Below are 20,371 nucleotides of genomic sequence, written 5' to 3' on the forward strand. Positions count from 1 at the left end.
CATTACATGCCCAACCTGTCCTTTGTCTCGCCCACTCGCAACAGCCCTTGGGGCACTTATCTCTCGCAGATCGATGCGGTGGAGCCCTACCTGGGCAATCTGGCGCGCTGGGTCGAGACCCTGCGTCGCCCCAAGCGTGCGCTGATCGTGGACGTGCCGATCGAATTGGATAACGGCACCATCGCCCACTATGAAGGCTACCGCGTGCAGCACAGCCTGACCCGCGGCCCGGGCAAGGGCGGCGTGCGCTATCACCCCGATGTGACGCTGGAAGAAGTGATGGCCTTGTCGGCCTGGATGACGATCAAGAACGCGGCCGTGAACTTGCCTTACGGCGGCGCCAAGGGCGGCATTCGCCTCGACCCCAAGGCCTTGTCGAAGAAAGAGCTGGAAAAAGTAACGCGCCGTTACACCAGCGAGATCGGCATCATCATCGGCCCGCAGCAAGACATTCCCGCGCCCGACGTCAACACCAACGGCCAGATCATGGCCTGGATGATGGACACCTATTCGATGAACGTGGGCGCTACCGCCACCGGCGTCGTCACCGGCAAGCCCATCGCCCTGGGCGGTTCGCTGGGCCGTGTGCAGGCCACCGGCCGCGGTGTGTTCGTGATCGGCCGTGAAGCCATGCGCCGCCTGGGCATCGAGATGGAAGGTGCGCGCATCGCCGTGCAGGGCTTCGGCAATGTGGGCTCCATCGCGGCCAAGTTGTTCGCGGCCAGCGGTGCGCGCATCGTGTGCGTGCAAGACCATACCGGCACCATCCTGAACGAGCGCGGTTTTGATATGCAAAACCTGCTGGACCATGTGGCCAAGACCGGCGGCGTGGGCGGCTTCAGCGGCGGTGACAAGATCGCCAACGAAGACTTCTGGAAGGTCAAGAGCGATGTCCTGATCCCGGCTGCGCTGGAAGGCCAGATCAGCAAAGAGCGCGCCGAAGGCCTGCAGACCCGCCTGGTGCTGGAAGGCGCCAACGGCCCGACCACGCCTGATGGCGACGCCGTGCTGGCCGATCGCGGCATCGTGGTGGTGCCGGACGTGATCGCCAACTCGGGTGGCGTGACCGTGTCCTACTTTGAGTGGGTGCAAGACTTCAGCAGCTTCTTCTGGACCGAAGACGAGATCAATGTCCGTCTGGACAAGATCATCACCGGCGCCTTCAAGCACATCTGGGATGTGTCGGAGCAGCACCGCATCACTCTGCGCACCGCCGCCTTCGTGGTGGCTTGCACGCGGGTGCTGGAAGCGCGTGAAGAGCGCGGCCTCTACCCCTGATATCGAACCGGCGCCCCGGCGCCTTCGTGCACAAAAAAGGCCACCCTCGGGTGGCCTTTCTCATTGCTTCCGGCGGGCCGGTGGGGCTGATGGCGGACCGGTCAATCAAGGATGCTTGCACGCCGCCGCAGGCACGGCGTAGGGCTTGAGCAAGGCGGCGGTGCGGCCACTGCTGCACAAGGTGGCCAGTGCGGCGTTGAACTGCCGGGCATCTGCCGTGGTCAAGCGCGCCCGGCTCAGGCCAAAGGCATAACTGAACTGCTTGACGGTGCCAGCGGCTTGCAGACCGGACAGTTTTTCCGAGCGAATCAAATCCAGGCCCACGGCCTCGTTGATCAAGACCAAGCCCTGCGGGCCATAGCGCCCGGCAGCCAGCTTGCGCAGCACGCTGATGTTGTCGTACTCCAGCACCTTGCTCACGTCTGCCACACCTTCGACCAACTGGTCCAAGGCATAGGAGGTGCCGGACGGGCCGTAGACGCCGATGGTGCGCCCCTTGAGGGCCTGGCGGTCGCCATCAAAACGGAAGTCTGCGCCGGCTTGGGCGAATAGGCTGTAGCGGGCATCGATCACGGGCAAGCTGATGTGGAAGACGGCGCGCCGCTCCGGCGTGTCGAGAATCGTGAAGATGCCGTCAACCGCCCCCCGCTGGGCCAGGCTCAGCGCCCGGCGCCAGGGTAGTACCTCGATCTTGCAACTGCGCTTGAGCAATTCGCACACCGCCTGCAGCACATCGACCATGGGGCCGGCGGCTTTGTCCTTCACGGCGTAGGTGTAGGGCGGAAAGGGCTCGGTGACGAAGCGCAGGGCAACATCCTCGGCCAAGGCGGGCGCACTGGCGAACCCGGCCAGAAGCCAGACAAGTACCCCCGAGACCCTGCTGCGCATTGAACCCCTCATTGGCAAGAAAGCGAGGCGAGCATAGCAGGCGCTAGGCCGTGCTTTGAGCCGGTCGCAAGCTGTGCGGCGGTCCGCGGCGCTGTCGTCGGCCCTGTTCTTGGCCCGAGGCCGAGCGGCCAATCACTGCTTCCATACCGACTCAGCGAGCACCCCCCCTCGATATACTTCCACCCATGACCCAAGCTCCCACATTTGACGCCGCGCGTGCGGTTGGCGCCGCGCGCAAAGCCCTGGCCATCGAGGCACAGGCATTGACCGATCTCGGCCCCCGGCTGGGTGAAGCCTTCGCGCAGGCGGTGCAGGCGGTGTTGAACTGCAGCGGCCGCGTGGCTGTGATGGGCATGGGCAAGAGCGGCCATGTGGGCCGCAAGATTGTGGCCACGCTGGCGTCGACCGGCACGCCCGCTTTGTTTGTGCATCCGGGCGAAGCCAGCCATGGTGACCTTGGCATGGTTACAGCCGATGACGTGGTGCTGGCGCTGTCCAACTCCGGCGAAAGCGATGAATTGAATGTGGTGCTGCCGGTGCTCAAGCGCCTGGGCGTCACCATTGTGGCCATGACCGGCCGGGCCGAGTCCAGCCTGGCCCGTCATGCCAGCATCGTGTTGGACAGCGCCGTGGCCGAAGAGGCTTGCCCGCTGAACCTGGCGCCCACCGCTAGCACCACCGCGCAAATGGCCCTGGGCGACGCCCTGGCCGTGGCCTTGCTGGACGCGCGGGGCTTCAAGCCCGAGGACTTTGCCCGCTCGCACCCCGGCGGCGCGCTGGGCCGCAAGCTTTTGACCCATGTGCGCGACCTGATGCGCAGCGGCGCTGATCTGCCGCGCGTGGCGCTGGACACACCGTTTACCGAACTGATGCGCGAGATGTCGGCCAAGAGCCTGGGCGTGGCCATCGTGGTGGATGCGGCGGATCGCGTGCAAGGCATCTTCACCGACGGTGACCTGCGCCGCTTGGTGGAAAAGGGTCAGGACTTGCGCGGGCTGAATGCCGCGCAGGTGATGCACGCCAAGCCCCGCACCGTGGCCGCCGAAGCCTTGGCTGTGGATGCCGCCGCGCTGATGGAAGCCGCACGCATCACCGTGGTGCTGGTGGTGGACGAGCAGCAGACGCTGCAAGGCGCCATCACCATCAATGATTTGATGCGCGCCAAGGTGATCTGATGCTGAGCCCCGCACTGAAATTCTCTACCGACTTGCTCGTCAAGGCGCAAGGCCAGGGCCTGGGCTTGAAGGCCGCCATCTTCGATGTGGACGGTGTGCTGACCGATGGCCGCATCTATATCGGCGAGCAGGGCGAAAGCTTCAAAGCCTTCTCCACGCTGGACGGCCACGGCCTCAAGCTGCTGGATCAAGCCGGCATCACGCCCATCATCATCACCGGCCGCGATTCGCCTGCTGTGCGCCGCCGTGTGGCGGATCTGGGCCTGCGCCATGCCAGCTATGGCGCCAAAGACAAATTGGCCGTGGCCCAACCGCTGCTGGACAGCCTGGGCCTGAGCTGGGGCGAGGTGGCCGCCATGGGCGACGACTGGCCCGACCTGCCCTTGCTGACCCGGGCCGGCTTTGCCTGCGCGCCGGCGCAAGCCCATGCGGAGGTCAAGGCGGTGGCGCATTACGTCACCAGCGCGGCCGGTGGCCACGGTGCGGCGCGCGAGTGCTGCGACCTGATGCTGCAGGCCTGTGGCCGCTATGCTGATTTGCTCAATGGCCACCTCGATACGCTGGACGGCGGGAGGCTGGCCTAATGCCCACGCGGCCGACTTCGGCCGTACCCGCCCGGCCGCTGCCGGCCGTCACAGTTTTGAGGCCACCGCGTCAGGTGCAGCCGCTGATCTGGCGCCTCCAGGCCTTGCTCTCGGCCTATCTGCCGTTGATCCTGATGGCCTTGCTTGCGGCGGGCAGTTGGTGGCTGCTCAAGCACACGCCGAGGCCCGATGAGCCCAGCGAAGCCAAGCCGGTTCGCCATGTGTTTGACTACCGCATGCGCAATTTCGATCTGCAGAAAGTGGCGGCCGACGGCAAGCTGCGGGTGCGTATCGAAGGTGCCGAGATGCGCCATTTCGCCGATGACGACACGCTGGAGATCGACGGCATCCGCCTGCGTGCCATCGGCGGCGACGGCAGCCTGACCCTGGCCAGCGCCACCCGCGCGCTCAGCAATGGCGACGGCAGCGAGGTGCAGCTGATGGGGGATGTGCATGTGCAGCGCTTTGAGCGAGACAGCCAAGGCGAAGTGGCCGCCGCGCCCAAGCTAGAGATACGCGGTGAGTTCTTGCACGCCTTCGTCAACACCGAGTTGCTGCGCTCTCATGTGCCCGTGCGCATCAGCTATGCCAATGGCGTGATCCAGGCGCAGAGCTTTGAGTACGACAACCTCAGCGGCCGCCTGAGCTTCAGCGGCCGCAGCACGGCGCAGTTCACCCCCGTGGCCAAACCCGGAAGCAAGCGATGACGACGACAGGTCTTGCCTACATCACCGGCGCCTCCAGCGGCCTGGGCCAAGCGCTGGCGCTGGAGTATTACCGCCAAGGCTGGCGTCTGGCCCTGGTGGCGCGGCGCACGGCCGAGTTGCAGGCATGGGCGCAAACGCAGGGCCTGAGCCCGGAGCGCTTTCGCATCTACGGCGCCGATGTCAGCGTGGTCGAGTCCATCGTCGCGGCCGGGCGCGACTGCATCGCCGCCCAGGGCCTGCCCGATGTGGTGATCGCCAATGCCGGCATCAGCGTGGGCATAGACAGCGCGATTTACGAAGACTTGGCCGTGATGCAACGCGTCTACGCCACCAACAATATCGGCCTGGCTGCGACCTTTCATCCCTTCATCAAGGCCATGACCCAGCGCGGCAGCGGCACGCTGGTGGGCGTGGCCAGCGTGGCCGGCATTCGCGGCCTGCCCGGCCATGCGGCCTATTGCTCCAGCAAGGCGGCAGTGATCAGCTATTGCGAAAGCCTGCGCGGTGAGTGCCGGCCTTTTGGCGTCAAGGTGGTGACGATTGCGCCGGGTTATATCGACACGCCGCTGACCCGCGAGAACCGCTACCGCATGCCCTTCTTGATGCCTGCGCAAGACTTCGCGGCCAAGGCTTTTGCGGCCATCGGGCAGGGCGTGGGTTTTCGGGTCATTCCCTGGCAAATGGGCTGGGTGGCGCGGCTCTTGCGCTTGCTGCCTAACTTCATTTTTGACCGGGCTTTGGTCGGCCGGCCGCGCAAACATCGCCAGGGCGAGTAGCGAGCCTGTTGCTTTGCGCTGACTTGCGTGGGCGCCTGCCGCTGCCTACACTGCGGCACCCGATCAAAAGCGGTGCACCCTGGGAGCCAGGGTCATCAGGAGGCAAGCATGATGATGAAAGTACTTCACCCCTGCTAGGGCTGCTCGCTGGGGCTTTGCGCCCCGGCCATGTGCCTTTCTCGACCCTGTGCCCCGGCCTGCGCCGGCGCGCTAGGCGTCGCACCATGACTCGACTGCCGCGAGGCGAGCCTCGCTGTCGTCATGCCTTGATCTGTTTGCCGCATGAAATCAATTCTTTCTGGTCTGGCCCTCGTGGTCACGATGGCCATGACTTGGGCTGCGCCTGCATGGGCGGCTGAGCCGGCCGCGCTGGAGGGCCCGCGCGCCCTGCGCCTCAAAAGCACGGAGACGCCGCCGGTGATCGACGGTCGGCTCGACGAAGCGCTGTGGCAGCGCGCCCCCATTTACGACCGCTTTGTGCAGTTCCAGCCCGAGGACAAAAAGCCCGCGCCCTGGCGCACCACGGTACAGGTGGTGGCGAGTGCTGATGCCTTGATCTTCGGCATCCGCGCCTACGACCCCGCGCCGGACTTGATCCGCGCGCCGCTGACCCGGCGTGACCGGGTGCGCCGCGACCAGGACTTTGTCTCGGTGGTGATCGACCCGGTGGGCCAGCGCCGCTCGGCCCAGTTTGTGCGCATCAGCGCGTCCGGCGTGCTGGCCGATGGGCTGTTCACCGCCGACGACGATGTGGAGGACTTTTCGCCCGACTTCGAGCTTGAAGCCGCCGCGCAGCGCCTGCCCGATGGCTACAGCATCGAGCTGCGCTGGCCACTGGCCTCGCTGCGTTTCCCGCACAGCGAGGGCCTGCCCTGGCGTGTGATGGTGGTGCGCAATATGCCGCGCGATGAGGCCGCCAGCTTGATGCTCAGCGCCCCGCTCACCAAAGAGGATTTGAGCTTTATTGCCGAGTTGCAGGTGCTGGGTGGCTTGGATGATCTGGTGGAGCAAGTGCGCGAGCGCAGCTTCATCAGCATCCGCCCCGAGCTGACGGCGCGCCGCTTGCAAGTCACTGAGCCGGGTCAGCCGAACAGCCGCAGCCAAAGCCTGAACCTGGGCGGTGAGCTGAAATGGCGGCCGCGCGCCGACTGGGTGATTGATGCCACCCTGAACCCGGACTTCTCGCAGGTCGAGCTGGACGCGCCACAGCTGGCGGGCAATACCCGCTTCGCGCTTAGCCAGCAGGAAAAGCGCCCCTTCTTTCTGGAAAGCACCGATGTGGTGGGCCAAAGCCAGCCGGATGACGAAGGCCAGAACCGCGGCCTGGCGGCGTTCTACTCACGTGCCGTCACTGACCCCGACTGGGGCTTGCGTGCCACCTGGCGCGGCGCTTTGGCGGAAGCCACGGCGCTGAGTCTGCGCGATGCCGGTGGGGGTCAGGTCTTGCGCGCCAATGCCTTTGGCACGGCCAGTTTCGCGCAGCCGGGCGTTTCGCAAGCCAGCTTTATGCGCGGGCGTATGCAGCTGGCGCCGGTCACCTTGGGCGGCCTGATTTCATCGCGTGACTATGGCCAGGGCCGCCGCAACGAGGTGCTGGGCAGCGACTTCGCCTGGGCCCCCGGCGCCGGTGATGCGGTGCGCGGCCATCTGCTGTGGTCACGCACCAGCGTGGCCTTCGACGCCCAAGGCCAGGCCCAGAGCGGGCCGGCCGCATCCGGCCATCACCTGTGGCTGGCCTGGCGCCACCGCAGCGAGGACTGGAGCAATCAGCTGCATCTGGAAGATGTGAGTCCACGCTTTGCTAACGACAACGGCTTTGTCAGCCAGGCGGGCTTTCGGCGTGTCACTTTGAATTTGCACCAGAAGGCAGGCTCGCAGAGCTTGGCGCCGCTGGGGGAGTGGTCGCGTTTTCAGGCTTACGAGTTGGACTGGCAACTCAAGCTGGTGCAGGCTCAAACGCTGGCGGATGCGGAGCTGGGCGTGCCGGGCAATCGCTTGATCGAGCGGCGCTTGCAGCCCGGCTTTTGGCTGGCGAGCGAGCGCAACACCGGCGTTTGGGCGCATCTGGGCCTGGATCAGCAGCGCGCCAAGTCCGACGGGCCTGTGCATGCGCCGCGCACCGTGCTGCTGGGCTTTGAGTCCAGCCCCAATGCCTGGCTGACCTTTGTGAATGCTGAACTTGAATGGGGCCGGCGCCTGGATGTGGAGGCCGATCGCTTAGGCAGGGGCGCCAGTCTCTGGCTGGAGGCGCGCCTGCGTTTGCCCAGCCCCAAAGGCTTCGGGCTGGAGTTGGAGCAGCAAATGGGTCAAAGCTATGTGAATAATCCGCAGGGTCAGCGTGGCTTCACCGACAGCAATTGGCAGACCCTGCTGGTGCTGCATGTGAGCCCGCACGATTCCCTGCGCGCCATTGCCCAGCACAGCCAGTTTCAGCGCCGCGCCGAATTGGGTTTGAACGCGGCGCAGGACAGCAGCAACCATCTCTCGCTGGTCTACACCCACCGCCAGGGTTTGAACCGGGTGTTCAGCCTGGGCCTGAGCCAGGCCGACGAGCGCCCCTCACGCCAGCGCAGCACCGAAGTCTTTGCCAAGGCTCAGGTGGGTTGGCAGCGTTGATGCGCTGGGCTAGGCGAGCCCAGCCATCCATTGGAAATTGCGCTTGCCCGGTCCTGGCCTAGGCCAGCGCTAGACCCGATCAAGAGCCAGGGCCGAGCAAACGTAGCGCAGAAATAGAAAAAGGCACCCGAGGGTGCCTTTTCATTGCAGGTCGAGAGACCGGGGCTAATTAATAGCCGCCGCCACCCGAACGGCCGCCGCCGTAGCCGCCGCCACCGCCGGAACGGCCACCGCCGCCACCGCCGTAGCCGCCACCACCGCCGCCGAAGCCGCCGCCACCGGAACGGCCACCGCCGCCACCACCGTAGCCGCCACCACCGCCGCCGCCGAAGCCGCCGCCACCCGAACGACCGCCGCCGAAGCCGCCGCCACCCGAACGACCGCCGCCGCCGAAGCCGCCCGGACGCTCTTCACGAGGACGAGCCTCGTTCACGACGATGGCGCGACCGTCGAGGTCTTGGCCATTCATGCCGTTGATGGCCGTTTGTGCTTCTGCATCAGAGCCCATTTCCACGAAGCCGAAGCCCTTGGAACGACCTGTGTCACGGTCCATCATGACCTTTGCGGAGGTCACAGAACCAAATTGCGAGAACGCTTCTTGCAGCGACTCGTCACGCACGCTATAGGCAAGATTGCCGACGTAAAGCTTGTTTCCCATGGGGAAGCCCTTTCAATACCAAGAAAAACCATGTGGAGCTTCAGCCCATCGTGAACCATTCAAGCGAAGGTGCGGCTTCCAAACACAGGTAAAACATTATGGGCGAAGGGTCTAGCCGGAGGTCATGCCCACACTGCCAAGTGTTGTTTTTCGGTAGCTAGAAAAAACCCTGGTGATGAATCCGTGCGAACTGTGAATTAGTTTGGCAAAACGGCTTGCAAAAGAGGCTGGCTATGATCCAGCCATGTCGAGAAAAATCAGTTTGCAGGATTTGAACCGGGTGCTGGCCAGCCTGGATGCCCCGCGTAACGGCCAGGCTTTGTACGCCTTGCTGGCAACCTTTTGCATGGCCGGCTTGATGCTGGCCTCGGCCGAATCGGCCCTGGCCAAGGCGGACAACTTGACCGGTTGGCTTTGGGCGGCTGGCGCTGTGGTGAGCGCTTTTCTAGGCCTCAACACCACCGGCCTCTTGCTGATGGACCAGGCGCGTGGCCGCCCGGTTCGTGATGTGGCCGATGCCTTTCGCGCCGCCCTGCGTACCGCGCCGCGTGTTTTGCTGTGCTTGTTCATCCTGCTGATGGCGGTGGCCTTGGGCGTGGGAGCCTTGCTGACGCTGCTGTGGGCGGCGCGCCTGCCCTGGGTGGGCGTGGCCTTGTTTGCTTTGCTGGTGCCGGTGGGCGTGGTGTTCCTGGGCGTGGTGGCTTTCAGCGGCATCGTGCTGGTGGGGCCGCTGACGGGGCCTTCCATCTGGGCCGGCAATAGCGTGCAGGAGACCGTGCGCATGTTGTGGCGCCAGCTGCGCCATGGACCTTTGGAAGCGGCGGGGCTGATGGCTGCGGCCTTGGCCGTGTCCGGCTTGGTGAGCGCCTTGGTCAGCCTGGTGGTGATGAGCGGCGGGCGCGCCTGGGCCTTGCTGGTGGTGTGGCTGACCGGCATTGATGTGCCGGCCCAGCAATTGATGGCCGGCCTGTTCGGCTACGGCTTGCGCAGCCTGGGCGCTGCCGGAGCGCCGCTGGCGGCCACACCGCTGGGCATGGCAGCCTTGGTCGGTGGCGGCACCGTGTTCGCCGTGGCCTTGGTGTTGCCCACGCTGGTTTATTTGCGCGGCTGCTGCGCCGTCTTTCTGGTTTTGCAGGATGCGGCGCAGGCGGAAGAGCGTGCCGCCGGTGGCGCCGAAAGCCGCTTGGTGTGAGCGCGGCCACAGCATTGGATTCGGCGCCCCGCATTGCCAGCTTGGTGCCCAGCGTCACCGAGTTGCTAATCGCCCTTGGCTTGCGGCCCTATCTGGTGGCACGCACCGGTTTTTGCATTCATCCGGCCGAAGCGGTGAGCGATGTGCCCAAGGTCGGCGGCACCAAGGACGTGAATTTGGCCAAACTGCGCGCCCTGCGGCCCAGCCATGTGATCGTCAATGTGGACGAGAACCGGGCCGAGACTGCTGAGGCGCTGCGCGAGTTTGTGCCGCAGCTCATCGTTACCCATCCGCAGGGCCCGCAAGACAACCTCGAACTGCTGGCGCAAATGCTCGCCGCCTTCGGCCATTTGCCTGGCGTGGCGCAGCGCTGCGCCGAGCTGCAGCAGGACTTGCACGCCGCGCTGGCACGTTGCCGCAGCCAGGTCTGGCCGGCGCAGCGGGTGCTTTACCTGATCTGGCGTGAGCCCTGGATGACGGTGGCGCGTGACACTTACATCGCCCGCATGCTGGCCGAAGTGGGCTGGCAGAGCTGGCCCGAGGTCTGGGGCGGCGAATCCGGCGCCGCGCGCTACCCGGTCTTGCAGTGCAACGAGTCTTGGCTGGCGCAGATCGACCGGGTGCTGCTCAGCTCGGAGCCCTATCGCTTCGACACCAGCCATCTGGCCGAGGCGCAAGCCTTGTGCCCGCAAGCCCGCGTGCAACTGGTGGATGGTGAACTGCTGAGCTGGTACGGCCCGCGCGCGGCCGCAGGGCTGGACTATTTGTGCGGCCTGGCGCAAACAGCGGGCTGATTTCGGGGTTTGCGCCAGCCTGAGGGGGCTGCAGTGCGCAGACAATGCGGGCCATGGATATCTACAAACCGCTGGTGGCCTTGCTGACCATCGTCAACCCGATCGGGGTGCTGCCCTTTTTCATTCACTTCACCAGCCACCTGACCAAAGAACAGCGCAAGCACACCATTGTGGTGAGCTGCTTCACGGCTTTCTTGGTGATTGCCCTGAGCTCGCTGCTGGGCCTGAAACTGCTGGAGTTCTTCAATATTTCGCTGGCCAGCTTCCAGGTGGGCGGCGGCACCCTGCTTTTGATCAGCGCGATTCAAATGCTCAGCGCCAAGCCGGCCGAATCGAGTGGTGAGGAACTCAACGCGGCCGAGAGCAAGGCTGATGCCGGCGCCAGCATCGCCGTCGTGCCCCTGACCATCCCCCTGCTGACCGGCCCGGCCACCATCTCCACCATGGTGATTTACGCCGAGAAAACCCGCCACTGGTGGGAGCTGGCCGTGCTGGTGGGTTATGGCGTGGTGGTGGCCTTGTTCACCTATGCCGTGTTCACCGCTTCCGGCCGCATTGCCAAGGTGCTGGGCCAGACCGGCATCAGCATCATGACCCGCTTGATGGGTTTGATCCTCGCCGCACTGGCGGTGGAGTTGCTGGCTGACGGCTTGATGAAGCTGTTCCCGGTGCTGGGCTCGCATCTGGGTTAAAAAATCAGCGGGCCAGGCGTCCTGCCCGGCCACGATTTTTTCGGCTCTCAGTAGCAACGCCCTTGTTCGTGTAAGCCTGCTGCGTCAGCATGGCCGCCATGAGTTTTGACTACATCATTGTGGGCGCCGGCACGGCCGGCTGTTTATTGGCCAATCGCCTCTCGGCCGACCCGGCAAAGCGGGTCTTGTTGCTGGAGGCGGGCGGGCGGGATGACTATCACTGGATCCACATCCCGGTCGGTTATCTGCACTGCATCGGCAATCCGCGCACCGACTGGCTTTACCAGACCGAGCCCGATGCGGGCTTGAACGGCCGCAGCCTGCGCTACCCGCGCGGCAAGGTGCTGGGCGGTTGCTCCAGCATCAACGGCATGATCTATATGCGCGGCCAGGCGCGTGATTACGACGGCTGGGCCGAGGCAACATCTGACCCCGCCTGGCGCTGGGACGCCAGCCTGCCCTTCTTCAAGCAGCACGAGAACCACTGGCGCCTGGACGGCGAAGCGCGTGGCGGCAGTAGCGGTGCCAGCGCCGCCTTCAAGGCCGCACACGGCCATGGCGGCGAGTGGCGGGTCGAGAAGCAGCGCCTGCGCTGGGACATTCTGGACGCCTTCGCCAGCGCCGCCGTGCAGGCCGGCATCCCGGCCACTGAGGACTTCAATAGCGGCAGCAACGAGGGCGTGGGCTATTTCGAGGTCAATCAAAAGTCCGGCCTGCGCTGGAACACGGCCAAAGCCTTTTTGCGCCCGACCTGCTATGCCCGCCCCAACTTCGAGATGTGGACAGGCGCCCAGGTGCAGCGCTTGCAATTGTTGCCGGCCGAGGGTGGCGGTTTGCGCTGCGCGGGGGCCGAGGTTTTGACGCCGCGCGGCCTGCAGCAAGTGGCGCTGAATCCGGGCGGTGAGTTGCTGCTGGCGGCCGGGGCCATCGGGTCACCGCAGATCTTGCAGCTCTCAGGCATTGGCCCGGCCGATTTGCTGGGCCGGCTTGGCATCGCCGTGCAGCAAGCGCTGCCGGGCGTGGGTGCTAATTTGCAAGACCATTTGCAGATCCGCAGCGTCTTTAAGGTCAATGACACCAAGACGCTCAACACCATGGCGGGCAGCCTGTGGGGCAAGGCCTTGATCGGCCTGGAATACGCCCTGCGGCGCAGCGGGCCGATGAGCATGGCGCCTTCGCAGCTGGGCGCCTTCACGCGCAGCTCGCCGGACAAGCACTGGCCCGATCTGGAATATCACGTCCAGCCCCTGTCGCTGGATGCCTTTGGCGAGCCGCTGCACGACTTCAATGCCATCACCGCCAGCGTCTGTAACCTCAACCCGACGAGTCGGGGCACGGTGCAGATCCGCAGCAAGGATCCGGCAGCGGCGCCCGCCATCGCGCCCAACTATCTCAGCACCGAAGAAGACCGCCGCATCGCCGCCGCCAGCCTGCGGCTGACCCGCCACATCGTTGGCCAAGCGGCCCTGGCCGCCTATGAGCCCGAAGAGTTCAAGCCTGGCCTGCAGTTCCAGAGCGATGAAGAGCTGGCCCGCTTGGCCGGCGACATTGCCACCACCATCTTCCATCCCGTGGGCACCTGCAAGATGGGCCGGGCGGATGATGCGCAGGCGGTGGTGGACAGCCGCTTGCGCGTGCGCGGCGTGGCCGGCCTGCGGGTGGTGGACGCCAGCATCATGCCCACCATCACCAGCGGCAATACCAATTCTCCGACGCTGATGATTGCCGAGCGCGCTGCGGCCTGGCTGAAGGCGGGCGAGTAGCCTGCCCGCGCCTGCTCGGCCCGCTCGATCGCTCGCTTAAGCCGCGTAGCGCTGTTCCAGATAGCCCAGCAAGGTGCGGATGGTCTGCGCCTCGCCGCCCACGGGGCGACCCGGGCGGGCCACATCGTTCCAGGCGAACAGGTCGATGTGCAGCCAGTCCTGGTTCTCGGCCACGAAGTACTCCAGGAACAGCGCGGCGTTGATGGCGCCGGCCAGGGCGCTCTTGCCGGTGTTGACGATGTCGCCAATCGTGCTTTCGATGCCGGCCTTGTAGGGCGCCCACAGCGGCATATGCCACATCGGGTCGTCCAGCTTCAGGCCGAGGTCGACAAGGTCGCGGGCGGTGTCGAAATGCTTGCTGAACAGGGCTGGCAGCTGCGCGCCCAGGGCCACGCGAGCGGCGCCGGTCAGGGTGGCTAGGTCGATGATCAGGTCGGGGCTGCCTTCCGCGGCATAGGCCAGGGCATCGCTCAGCACCACGCGGCCTTCGGCATCGGTATTGCCGATCTCGATGTGCAGGCCCTTGCGGGTGGGCACCACATCGCCGGGGCGGTAGGCATTGCCGGAGATGGCGTTTTCCACCGCCGGAATCAGCACTTGCAGGCGCACCGGCAGCTTCATCGCCATCACCAGGGCCGCCAAGCCCAGGGCATTGGCGGCGCCGCCCATGTCCTTCTTCATCTGGCGCATGCCTTCGCCGCCCTTGATGTTCAGGCCGCCGGTATCGAAGCAAACGCCCTTGCCGACGATGCTCAGCAGCGGCGCCTTGGCGCTGGCCTTGGCGGGCACGCCCGACCAGTTCAGTTCAATCAACCGGGGCGCGCGGTGGCTGGCGCGGCCTACGGCGTGGATGGCCGGGAAGTTCTGCTTCAGCAGCTCATCACCGACGACTTGCTTGAATTTGGCGCCATGCTGCTTGGCCACCAGGGCAGCGGCCTTGGCCAGTTCTTCCGGGCCCATGTGCTCGGCGGGGGTGTTGACCAGATCGCGGGTGGCGGCCATGACGGTGGCAATCGCCATGCCACGCTGGGCCTCGGCGCAAGGCGGCAGCACCAGCTGGGCCGGGGCGCGGCGGCGCGGCTTGTAGAGGTCAAACTGATAAGCGCCCAGCTCCCACGACAGGGCCGCTTGCTCGGGCGCCACCTGAATACCGGCCTCGCTCAGGGTGTAAACGCCTTCGGGCAGGGCTTGCGGCAGGGCCGCCAGGGCAAAGGGGTGGGCGCCATGCGCCACGCCCGCAAACACCTGGGCCAGCTTGCCGTCTTTGCCGGGCAGCAGGGCATGGGTGTCGGCGGCGCCGGTGAAGCCCACGGCGGCCAGCCAGTTGCGGGTGGCGGCAGGCAATTTGGGTGCGATGGCCTGGAAGGCGGCGCGGTCCACCACGGTGATGGCGATGGCGCCGGCGGGGGCGGATTTCTTCAAATGGACGGTCATTGGGCTGGCCCGGCTAGGTTTTTTGAAGGCGTGATTGTCGCCCGCCCGGCCAAGACCCTGCACATGACCGCGCACAAGACCACGGACATGGCCGCCCGCCGGTCCTCCGATCAGACCTCGCTCAGCAACTGCTTTGCAAGCGCACCAGCAAGGCTTGCGCCGCGGGGTCGGCCGTGCCGGCTTTGGGGCTTTGCACCGCGCTTTCCAGCAGGCGCTGTGCGGTGGCCAGCTGCGGCGTCACCGGGCCGATGAAGCGCAGCTGCTCGCCCACGCCGATCAGCAGGGTCGGGAAGGTTTCTACATCCAGGTCGCCGATCAGTTCTTCGTCGTCCTCGGTGTCGACCCAGATGAAACGGTAGTCGGGGAACTGCTGGCGCAGCTGGGCGAAGGTGTCGTGATAGCTGTCGCAGGTGCGGCACCAGGCCGCGCACAAGCAGGCCACCAGGGTGGTCTGGGCATGGCGTTGATGGGCGTCGGTGGGGAGGGTGGCGGAACTCATGGCGGCAGCTTAGCGCTTTGTGACAGGTGACGAAAAAAACTTCGCCCCGGATTGTCAACCGGGCTGCGAGCGCCTGCGTTGACATCAGCAGACGGACAGGAAGCTCATGTGGATGAGCCCCAGAACCCGTCAGGAGCAAAGGCATAAAGCCATGAAAACCCAGCAGCATCAAGACCAACAGCAAACCCGTCGCGTTCCCTGCACCGAGTGGCAGCTCGGTTCGCTCGACAAGGGTCGCAAGCACGAAGCCTTTGAAGCCGGTTTCGCCGGTGGCGACCGCCGCAACTTGGTGCGCGCCGCCCTGCGCTTCGACCGCAAGCGTTGATTGCCGCTCGGCTGACAGTGGCCTTGATCTTCATCAAGGCGCTGCTCAGCCAAAAGCAGTTTTTGCAGTGCAGCCGCCCCGGGCCGACCATGCCAAGCATGGCGATCAGGCCAGCGGCGCCAGCAGCAAATCCAGATCCTGAGCCGTGAACTTGATGGCATCCGCCGCGTCACTGCCCAGCACCCCTTCCGCCAGCTTGAGCTTGCGTGCCTGCAAATCCAGCATGCGCTCCTCGATGCTGCCGGCCACCACCAGTTTGTAGACAAACACCGGCTTGTCCTGCCCGATGCGGTGGGCGCGCGCGCTGGCTTGTGCCTCCACGGCCGGGTTCCACCAGGGGTCGACGTGGATCACCGTGTCGGCCGCCGTCAGGTTGAGCCCGACGCCGCCGGCCTTCAGGCTGACCAACATCACCGGCACTTCTAGGGCCTGAAAACGCCGCACCAAGGCGCCGCGGGCCGACACCGGGGTGGCGCCGGTCAGGCTTAAAAACGGCAAATCCAGGCGCTCCAGTTCCGCCTCGATCAGGCCCAGCATCTCGGCAAACTGCGAAAACACCAGCACCCGCCGCCCCTCGGCCACCAGCTCGGGCAGCATCTCGCCCAGCAGTTCCAGCTTGGCGCGCTCCATGCCCGGCGCGATGGCCGTGCCCTTGACCAGCCAGGGGTCGCAGCAGACTTGCCGCAGTTTGAGCAGCGCATCCAGCACCGACATCAGCGCCGCGCCAAAGCCATGTTTGGCCAGCTCGCGGCGCACCTGCTTGTCGGCCGCCACACGCACGCTTTCGTACAAATCACGCTGCGCACCGTAGAGCTGCACACGCCGGGTGACCGTGCTCAGCGCCGGCAGCTCGGTGGCCACCTCTTCCTTGCGGCGCCGCAAGATGAAGGGGCGCACCCGCTGCGCCAGCAATTGCGCGCGCAGGTTTTCACCGCCCACCTCGATGGGCTTGCGCCACAGGCGCTGGAAGCTGCGCGAGTCGCCCAGGAAGCCCGGCATCAGAAAGTCAAACTGCGCCCACAGCTCACCCAAATGGTTTTCCAACGGTGTGCCGGTCAGGCAAAGCCGATGGCGGGCATTGAGCTTGCGCACCGAGCGGGCCGCACGGCTGCTGGCGTTCTTGACCGTTTGCGCCTCGTCCAGAATCAGCAAATGCCAGGGCTGCGCCGCCAGTGGCGTGATGTCGCGCCAGAGCAGTGGGTAGGTGCTGAGCACCAGATCAAATTCATGCAGATGTGCAAAGTGCTGGGCGCGATCCGGCCCTTGCAGCAGAAGCACGCGCAACTGCGGCGCGATGCGCGCGGCCTCGGCCTGCCAGTTGAACAGCAGCGAGGTGGGCAGCACGGCCAGCGCCGGGCGGTCCAGCCGGCCGGCCTGCTTTTCCAGCAGCACATGGGCCAGAGCCTGGGCTGTTTTGCCCAAGCCCATGTCATCGGCCAGAATGCCCGCCAGGCCTTGTTCGCGCAGGTATTGCAGCCAGGCCAGGCCTTGCAATTGATAGGCACGCAAGCTCAGGCCCAGGCCGGTGGGCGGCGCCACGGGTTGGGGCGAGCCGGCGGCCTGCAGCTTTTTGGCCATGGCCCGCAGGCCCGCATCGCCGCTGATCTGCCAACGCGTGCGGGAGTCGATGTCCAGCAGCGCCAGGCGGGTGGCGTCCCAGTCGCTCAGCGGGATCGGCCCGTCGGCGCGTTTGGGGTCGGTGAGCAGGTCCACCATCGCGCCGATGATGGTTTTGAGGGTCAGCGCCGGCGCCTCGATGCGGCGCCCGCCGGGGGCATGCAGCACGACGATGGCATCGTCCTCGATCTCGGCCAGCTCTTCGTGCTGCAGCCAGCGGCCGTCGCGCTTGATCAGGTCGGCAATCATGGGCGCCAGATCCAGTGCCTCGCCTTCCACTTCGACGCCCAGGCTCAAGAGCCAGGAGCCCTCGCGCTTGGACAGCGTCAGCCGGTCGATCTTGATGGTCCAGGCCTCCGGCTGCAGCGGCCGGTGCGCAAAGCCGGGCAGCACCTCTATCGCCCAGCCTTGCGCCTGCAGCCGCGGCACTTGCTCCAGCCAGAAGGCGGCAAAAAACTCTTCCTGCGCCAGCGTCCACATGCCCTCGGGCACATTGGCGCCTGCCTTGGGGTCACGCCACTGCAGGCGCTTGCTTTCCAGCGGAATCAGGTCCAGCGCCCAGAGCTGGTCGCGCGCCTCGGCCTCGCGGATCAGGTCGCGTTGCAGCAGTTGCTGATCGTCGAGTTGCACGCTGGCCGCGGGGCGGCTGTTCAGCAGCGAGCGCGGCGCGGGGGTTTCCCAGCGCTGGCCTTGTGGCGTTTGATAGGTCCAGTCCACCCAGACCACGGTGACTTGGTCGCCGCGTGGGCCGAGCCGACCAGCGCGTGAGCCAGGGGCCAGGCCGAGCAGACCATCGCCCCGGCCCAGGCTGCGCAAGGTCAGGCGCGGGCGGAAGCGGGCCGGCGTGCCTGCCGGTTGGGTCGTGGGGCTGGCTGGCGCGTCTGCTGTTGGCGCTGGCGCAGGTGTGTGAGGCGGCGGCTCGTCCGCCATCAACAGATCCATCAGCTTGGCCGCATCCACCTCGGGCAGGCGGGGCAAGCTCTTCAACTCATCTCGCCCGGCCTTGCGGCGCAGCGCCTCCACCCAGCTTTGCAGCAAGGCATTGCGCTGCGGCAGCTCAGCCGCCAGCTGCAGCTTGGTCAGCAGCGCGGCGGCATGTTCGCAAAAGCGCTGGGTCTTGCAGCTGCACAGGGCGGCGTAATGCGGGCGCCCTTGCGCATCGGCCAGGCCTTGCACCGAGAGTTCGAACACCGTGTCGCCGCCGCCCGAAAAGCGCGCGCTGGCGTGGCCGGCGGCGTCTTCCTTGATATCAAAAAGCTGGCCCTGCAGGCTGCGCCCGCGCTGCAGGCGCTGGCGCTCGAACAGGCGGCCCAGGGTGGGGGCGTCGGGCGGCCACAGGCGTGCGGGTGAATCTGCAGATTCTGGAGAGGGCGGCGAAAGGTCAGGCATTGAGCGGATTGTCTCTGCAGGCCCGCTGCCCGCCACAAATTGCTGGCAGACTGCGCGCCATGAGCTTGACGATGAAACGAATTCTGCTCGGCAGCGTGCTGGGCCTGCTGCTGGCCACCGTGCTGGCGCTGGCCCTGGCCTTGCAGGGGCAGGCCTTGCTGCCGCCGGCCGCCGAGGTGCAAAGCGGCGATGTGGCGCGCGCCAAGGAATTTCTCAAACGCAATGATCCGCGCCGCGTTGCTGGCAATCCGCAGCGCCTGGTGACCATCAGCGAGGCCGACCTGAACCTGCTGCTGGGCCAGGCCGCACTCTATTCGCACGCCGGCGCGGCCCAGTTGCGCTTGCACCCCGGCCTGGCCGATTTGCGCCTGAGCTTGCTGGTGCCCAAGCTGGGCCTGTGGCTGAATGTGCAAGCCCGCCTGCGCGAGACCGGCCGCCTGCCCGAGTTTGAGCATGTGAAGGTGGGGCGGCTGCCGCTGCCGGCTTGGTTGGCGAATTGGGTATTGCGCGCCGCCCTGCTGCGTCTGCCGGCAGAGCAAGACGTGCAATTCGCCAAGGACCTGATTCGCCACATCGGCTTCGGCGAGCAGTACGCGCAAGTCAAATACCAGTGGCAGGCTGACAGCATGGCGCGGGTGATGGCCCTGGTTTGGCCCGCACCCGAGCAGCAGCGCGCCCTGGCTTATCACCAGGCCTTGGCGCAGGTGGCTGCGGCCTATCCGGTTTACGCCCAAGTGTCTTTGGCGCGGCTTTTGCCACCGCTGTTCGACCTGGCCCGCCAGCGCGCCAAGGGGGATGTGACGCTGATGGCGGCCGAGAACCGCGCCGCCATTCTGACCCTGGCCCTGCATGCCAGCGGCAAGAGCTGGGCCATCCTGATGCCGGCCGCGCGAACCTGGGAGCCGGTGCGGCCGCTGGTGGTGACGCTGGCGGGGCGAGATGACTTCCCGCAGCATTTTCTGATCTCCGCCGTGCTGGCGATCGAGGGTGGCGGGCCGCTCAGCGATGCCATCGGCGTCTACAAGGAAGTGGCCGATTCGCGCGGCGGCAGCGGCTTCAGCTTCAACGACATCGCCGCCGACCGCGCCGGCACCCGCTTCGGCCTGTTGGCCAAGAACAGCCCGGCCAAGTTGCAAGTAGCGATGAGCACCGGCCTGCAGGAGCGCGACTTCATGCCTGATGTGGCCGACTTACCCGAGTTTTTGAGCGCGGCCCAGTTCGCGCAGCGCTACGGCACGGTGGAGTCCGGGGGCTACAAAGCGCAGATGGCTGAGATCGAGGCCCGGCTGGACGGCCTCAAGCTCTGGCGCTGATGGCGCAAGCCATGAGCGGCAGCGATAGCCCCGCCAGCCCTCGCACCCTGTGCGCCGCCTGCGCGCTACCCCTGCCCGCCTGCTTGTGCGAATGGGTGCGGCCGGTGGTCAACCGGGTCGAGTTGATCGTGCTGCAGCACCCGCAAGAGCAGCACCAGGCCAAGGGCACGGTGCGCTTGTTGAGCCGCTGCCTGCAGCGCTGCCGGGTCTTGGTGGGCGAGCAATTCGATCCCGCTGATCTGCTGGCGCTGGGCTTGCATGAGGCCGGCACGGCCCTGCTTTATCCCCTGGATGAGTCGGCCGACGCAGGCGCTTGGCCGCAGGGGAAGGAGCCCGCGCGCCTGGTGCTGCTGGATGCCACCTGGCGCAAGAGCCGCAAACTGCTGCACCTCAATCCGCTTTTGCAGCAGCTACCGCGCCTGGCCTTGGCTGCGAGTGCGCTGCCGCCCTCGCGCTACGCCATCCGCAAAGCACAGCGCCCCGAGCAGCAACGCTCCAGCCTGGAAGCCGCGGTGCTGGCCTTGCAGCAAGTGGAGTCGCAGGGCCAGACCCTGGCAGCGGCTGAAGCAGTTGCCGCCAAGTACGCGCCCTTATGGGCCGGCTTCGAGGGCTTTGTGGTGCAGCGGCAGGGCTTAATGTCAGCGCGGTCTCAGTCTGAGTCTGAAGGCTGA

At 66.1% G+C, this 20,371-nt stretch carries 18 protein-coding genes; 13 read left to right on the forward strand and 5 right to left on the reverse strand.

All coding sequences use genetic code 11. From position 1 onward, the window contains the following. Positions 1-6: 6 nt before the first annotated feature. Positions 7-1,278 carry a Glu/Leu/Phe/Val family dehydrogenase gene (locus AABB87_RS00830; protein WP_058721241.1) on the forward strand — a complete coding sequence of 424 codons (1,272 nt, stop codon included), beginning with the start codon at positions 7-9 and terminating at the stop codon, positions 1,276-1,278. Positions 1,279-1,383: 105 nt separating this feature from the next. Here AABB87_RS00830 and AABB87_RS00835 read toward each other — a convergent pair whose 3' ends face one another. Continuing rightward, positions 1,384-2,103 carry a substrate-binding periplasmic protein gene (locus AABB87_RS00835; RefSeq protein WP_341969224.1) on the reverse strand — a complete coding sequence of 240 codons (720 nt, stop codon included), beginning with the start codon at positions 2,101-2,103 and terminating at the stop codon, positions 1,384-1,386. A 248-nt stretch (positions 2,104-2,351) separates the two neighbouring features. On the opposite strand from AABB87_RS00835, the gene AABB87_RS00840 reads away from it, so the two are divergent. The 5 genes from AABB87_RS00840 (at position 2,352) to AABB87_RS00860 (ending at position 8,024) form a co-directional block, all read left to right on the forward strand. Continuing rightward, positions 2,352-3,341: a KpsF/GutQ family sugar-phosphate isomerase gene (locus AABB87_RS00840; protein WP_341969225.1), complete on the forward strand. Its 990-nt coding sequence runs from the start codon at positions 2,352-2,354 to the stop codon at positions 3,339-3,341. Beyond that, positions 3,341-3,925, forward strand: a complete 585-nt coding sequence (locus tag AABB87_RS00845) for a KdsC family phosphatase (protein WP_058721238.1) — start codon at positions 3,341-3,343, stop codon at positions 3,923-3,925. The genes AABB87_RS00840 and AABB87_RS00845 overlap by 1 nt, the downstream gene beginning before the upstream one ends. Next, positions 3,925-4,632: an LPS export ABC transporter periplasmic protein LptC gene (lptC, locus tag AABB87_RS00850; protein ID WP_341969227.1), complete on the forward strand. Its 708-nt coding sequence runs from the start codon at positions 3,925-3,927 to the stop codon at positions 4,630-4,632. Before AABB87_RS00845 ends, lptC begins: the two co-directional genes overlap by 1 nt. After that, positions 4,629-5,408 (forward strand): SDR family oxidoreductase, encoded by a 780-nt coding sequence (locus tag AABB87_RS00855; RefSeq protein WP_341969228.1) that lies wholly within the window; start codon positions 4,629-4,631, stop codon positions 5,406-5,408. Before lptC ends, AABB87_RS00855 begins: the two co-directional genes overlap by 4 nt. A 282-nt stretch (positions 5,409-5,690) precedes the next feature. Next, a complete protein-coding gene (locus AABB87_RS00860) occupies positions 5,691-8,024 on the forward strand; it encodes a carbohydrate binding family 9 domain-containing protein (RefSeq protein ID WP_341969229.1) in 2,334 nt (777 codons plus the stop codon). 169 nt (positions 8,025-8,193) lie between these two features. On the opposite strand, the gene AABB87_RS00865 is transcribed toward AABB87_RS00860, so the two are convergent. Further along, a complete protein-coding gene (locus tag AABB87_RS00865; RefSeq protein WP_058721234.1) occupies positions 8,194-8,682 on the reverse strand; it encodes an RNA recognition motif domain-containing protein in 489 nt (162 codons plus the stop codon). 244 nt (positions 8,683-8,926) lie between these two features. Between AABB87_RS00865 and AABB87_RS00870 the strand changes: the two genes are divergently transcribed. The 4 genes from AABB87_RS00870 to AABB87_RS00885 all read left to right on the forward strand — a co-directional run bounded on the left by AABB87_RS00870 (position 8,927) and on the right by AABB87_RS00885 (position 13,123). Next, positions 8,927-9,874: a hypothetical protein gene (locus AABB87_RS00870; protein ID WP_341969230.1), complete on the forward strand. Its 948-nt coding sequence runs from the start codon at positions 8,927-8,929 to the stop codon at positions 9,872-9,874. A 14-nt stretch (positions 9,875-9,888) separates the two neighbouring features. Then, entirely contained in the window at positions 9,889-10,668 is a 780-nt protein-coding gene (locus AABB87_RS00875; protein ID WP_341969231.1) for a helical backbone metal receptor, read from the forward strand. A gap of 53 nt (positions 10,669-10,721) precedes the next feature. Further along, complete coding sequence (locus AABB87_RS00880) at positions 10,722-11,360, forward strand: MarC family protein (protein ID WP_058722430.1); 639 nt, start codon at positions 10,722-10,724, stop codon at positions 11,358-11,360. 89 nt (positions 11,361-11,449) lie between these two features. Next, on the forward strand, positions 11,450-13,123 hold the full coding sequence (locus AABB87_RS00885) for a GMC family oxidoreductase (protein ID WP_341969233.1): 1,674 nt from the start codon (positions 11,450-11,452) through the stop codon (positions 13,121-13,123). A gap of 36 nt (positions 13,124-13,159) precedes the next feature. On the opposite strand, the gene AABB87_RS00890 is transcribed toward AABB87_RS00885, so the two are convergent. Both AABB87_RS00890 and AABB87_RS00895 read right to left on the reverse strand, forming a co-directional pair. Continuing rightward, positions 13,160-14,557 carry a leucyl aminopeptidase family protein gene (locus AABB87_RS00890; RefSeq protein ID WP_341969234.1) on the reverse strand — a complete coding sequence of 466 codons (1,398 nt, stop codon included), beginning with the start codon at positions 14,555-14,557 and terminating at the stop codon, positions 13,160-13,162. Positions 14,558-14,678: 121 nt separating this feature from the next. Then, positions 14,679-15,056 carry a thioredoxin family protein gene (locus AABB87_RS00895; protein WP_341969235.1) on the reverse strand — a complete coding sequence of 126 codons (378 nt, stop codon included), beginning with the start codon at positions 15,054-15,056 and terminating at the stop codon, positions 14,679-14,681. 151 nt (positions 15,057-15,207) lie between these two features. Here AABB87_RS00895 and AABB87_RS00900 point away from each other — a divergent pair, with 151 nt between their 5' ends. Beyond that, a complete protein-coding gene (locus AABB87_RS00900) occupies positions 15,208-15,381 on the forward strand; it encodes a hypothetical protein (RefSeq protein WP_156422087.1) in 174 nt (57 codons plus the stop codon). A gap of 105 nt (positions 15,382-15,486) precedes the next feature. On the opposite strand, the gene AABB87_RS00905 is transcribed toward AABB87_RS00900, so the two are convergent. Next, entirely contained in the window at positions 15,487-18,387 is a 2,901-nt protein-coding gene (locus AABB87_RS00905; protein WP_341969237.1) for a DEAD/DEAH box helicase, read from the reverse strand. A gap of 71 nt (positions 18,388-18,458) precedes the next feature. Between AABB87_RS00905 and AABB87_RS00910 the strand changes: the two genes are divergently transcribed. Further along, entirely contained in the window at positions 18,459-19,700 is a 1,242-nt protein-coding gene (locus AABB87_RS00910; RefSeq protein ID WP_341969238.1) for a hypothetical protein, read from the forward strand. Positions 19,701-19,711: 11 nt separating this feature from the next. Next, positions 19,712-20,371: a tRNA-uridine aminocarboxypropyltransferase gene (locus AABB87_RS00915; RefSeq protein WP_341969239.1), complete on the forward strand. Its 660-nt coding sequence runs from the start codon at positions 19,712-19,714 to the stop codon at positions 20,369-20,371.

The organism is Roseateles sp. PN1 (assembly GCF_038419725.1).
In the GTDB taxonomy this organism is placed as follows: domain Bacteria; phylum Pseudomonadota; class Gammaproteobacteria; order Burkholderiales; family Burkholderiaceae_C; genus Paucibacter_A.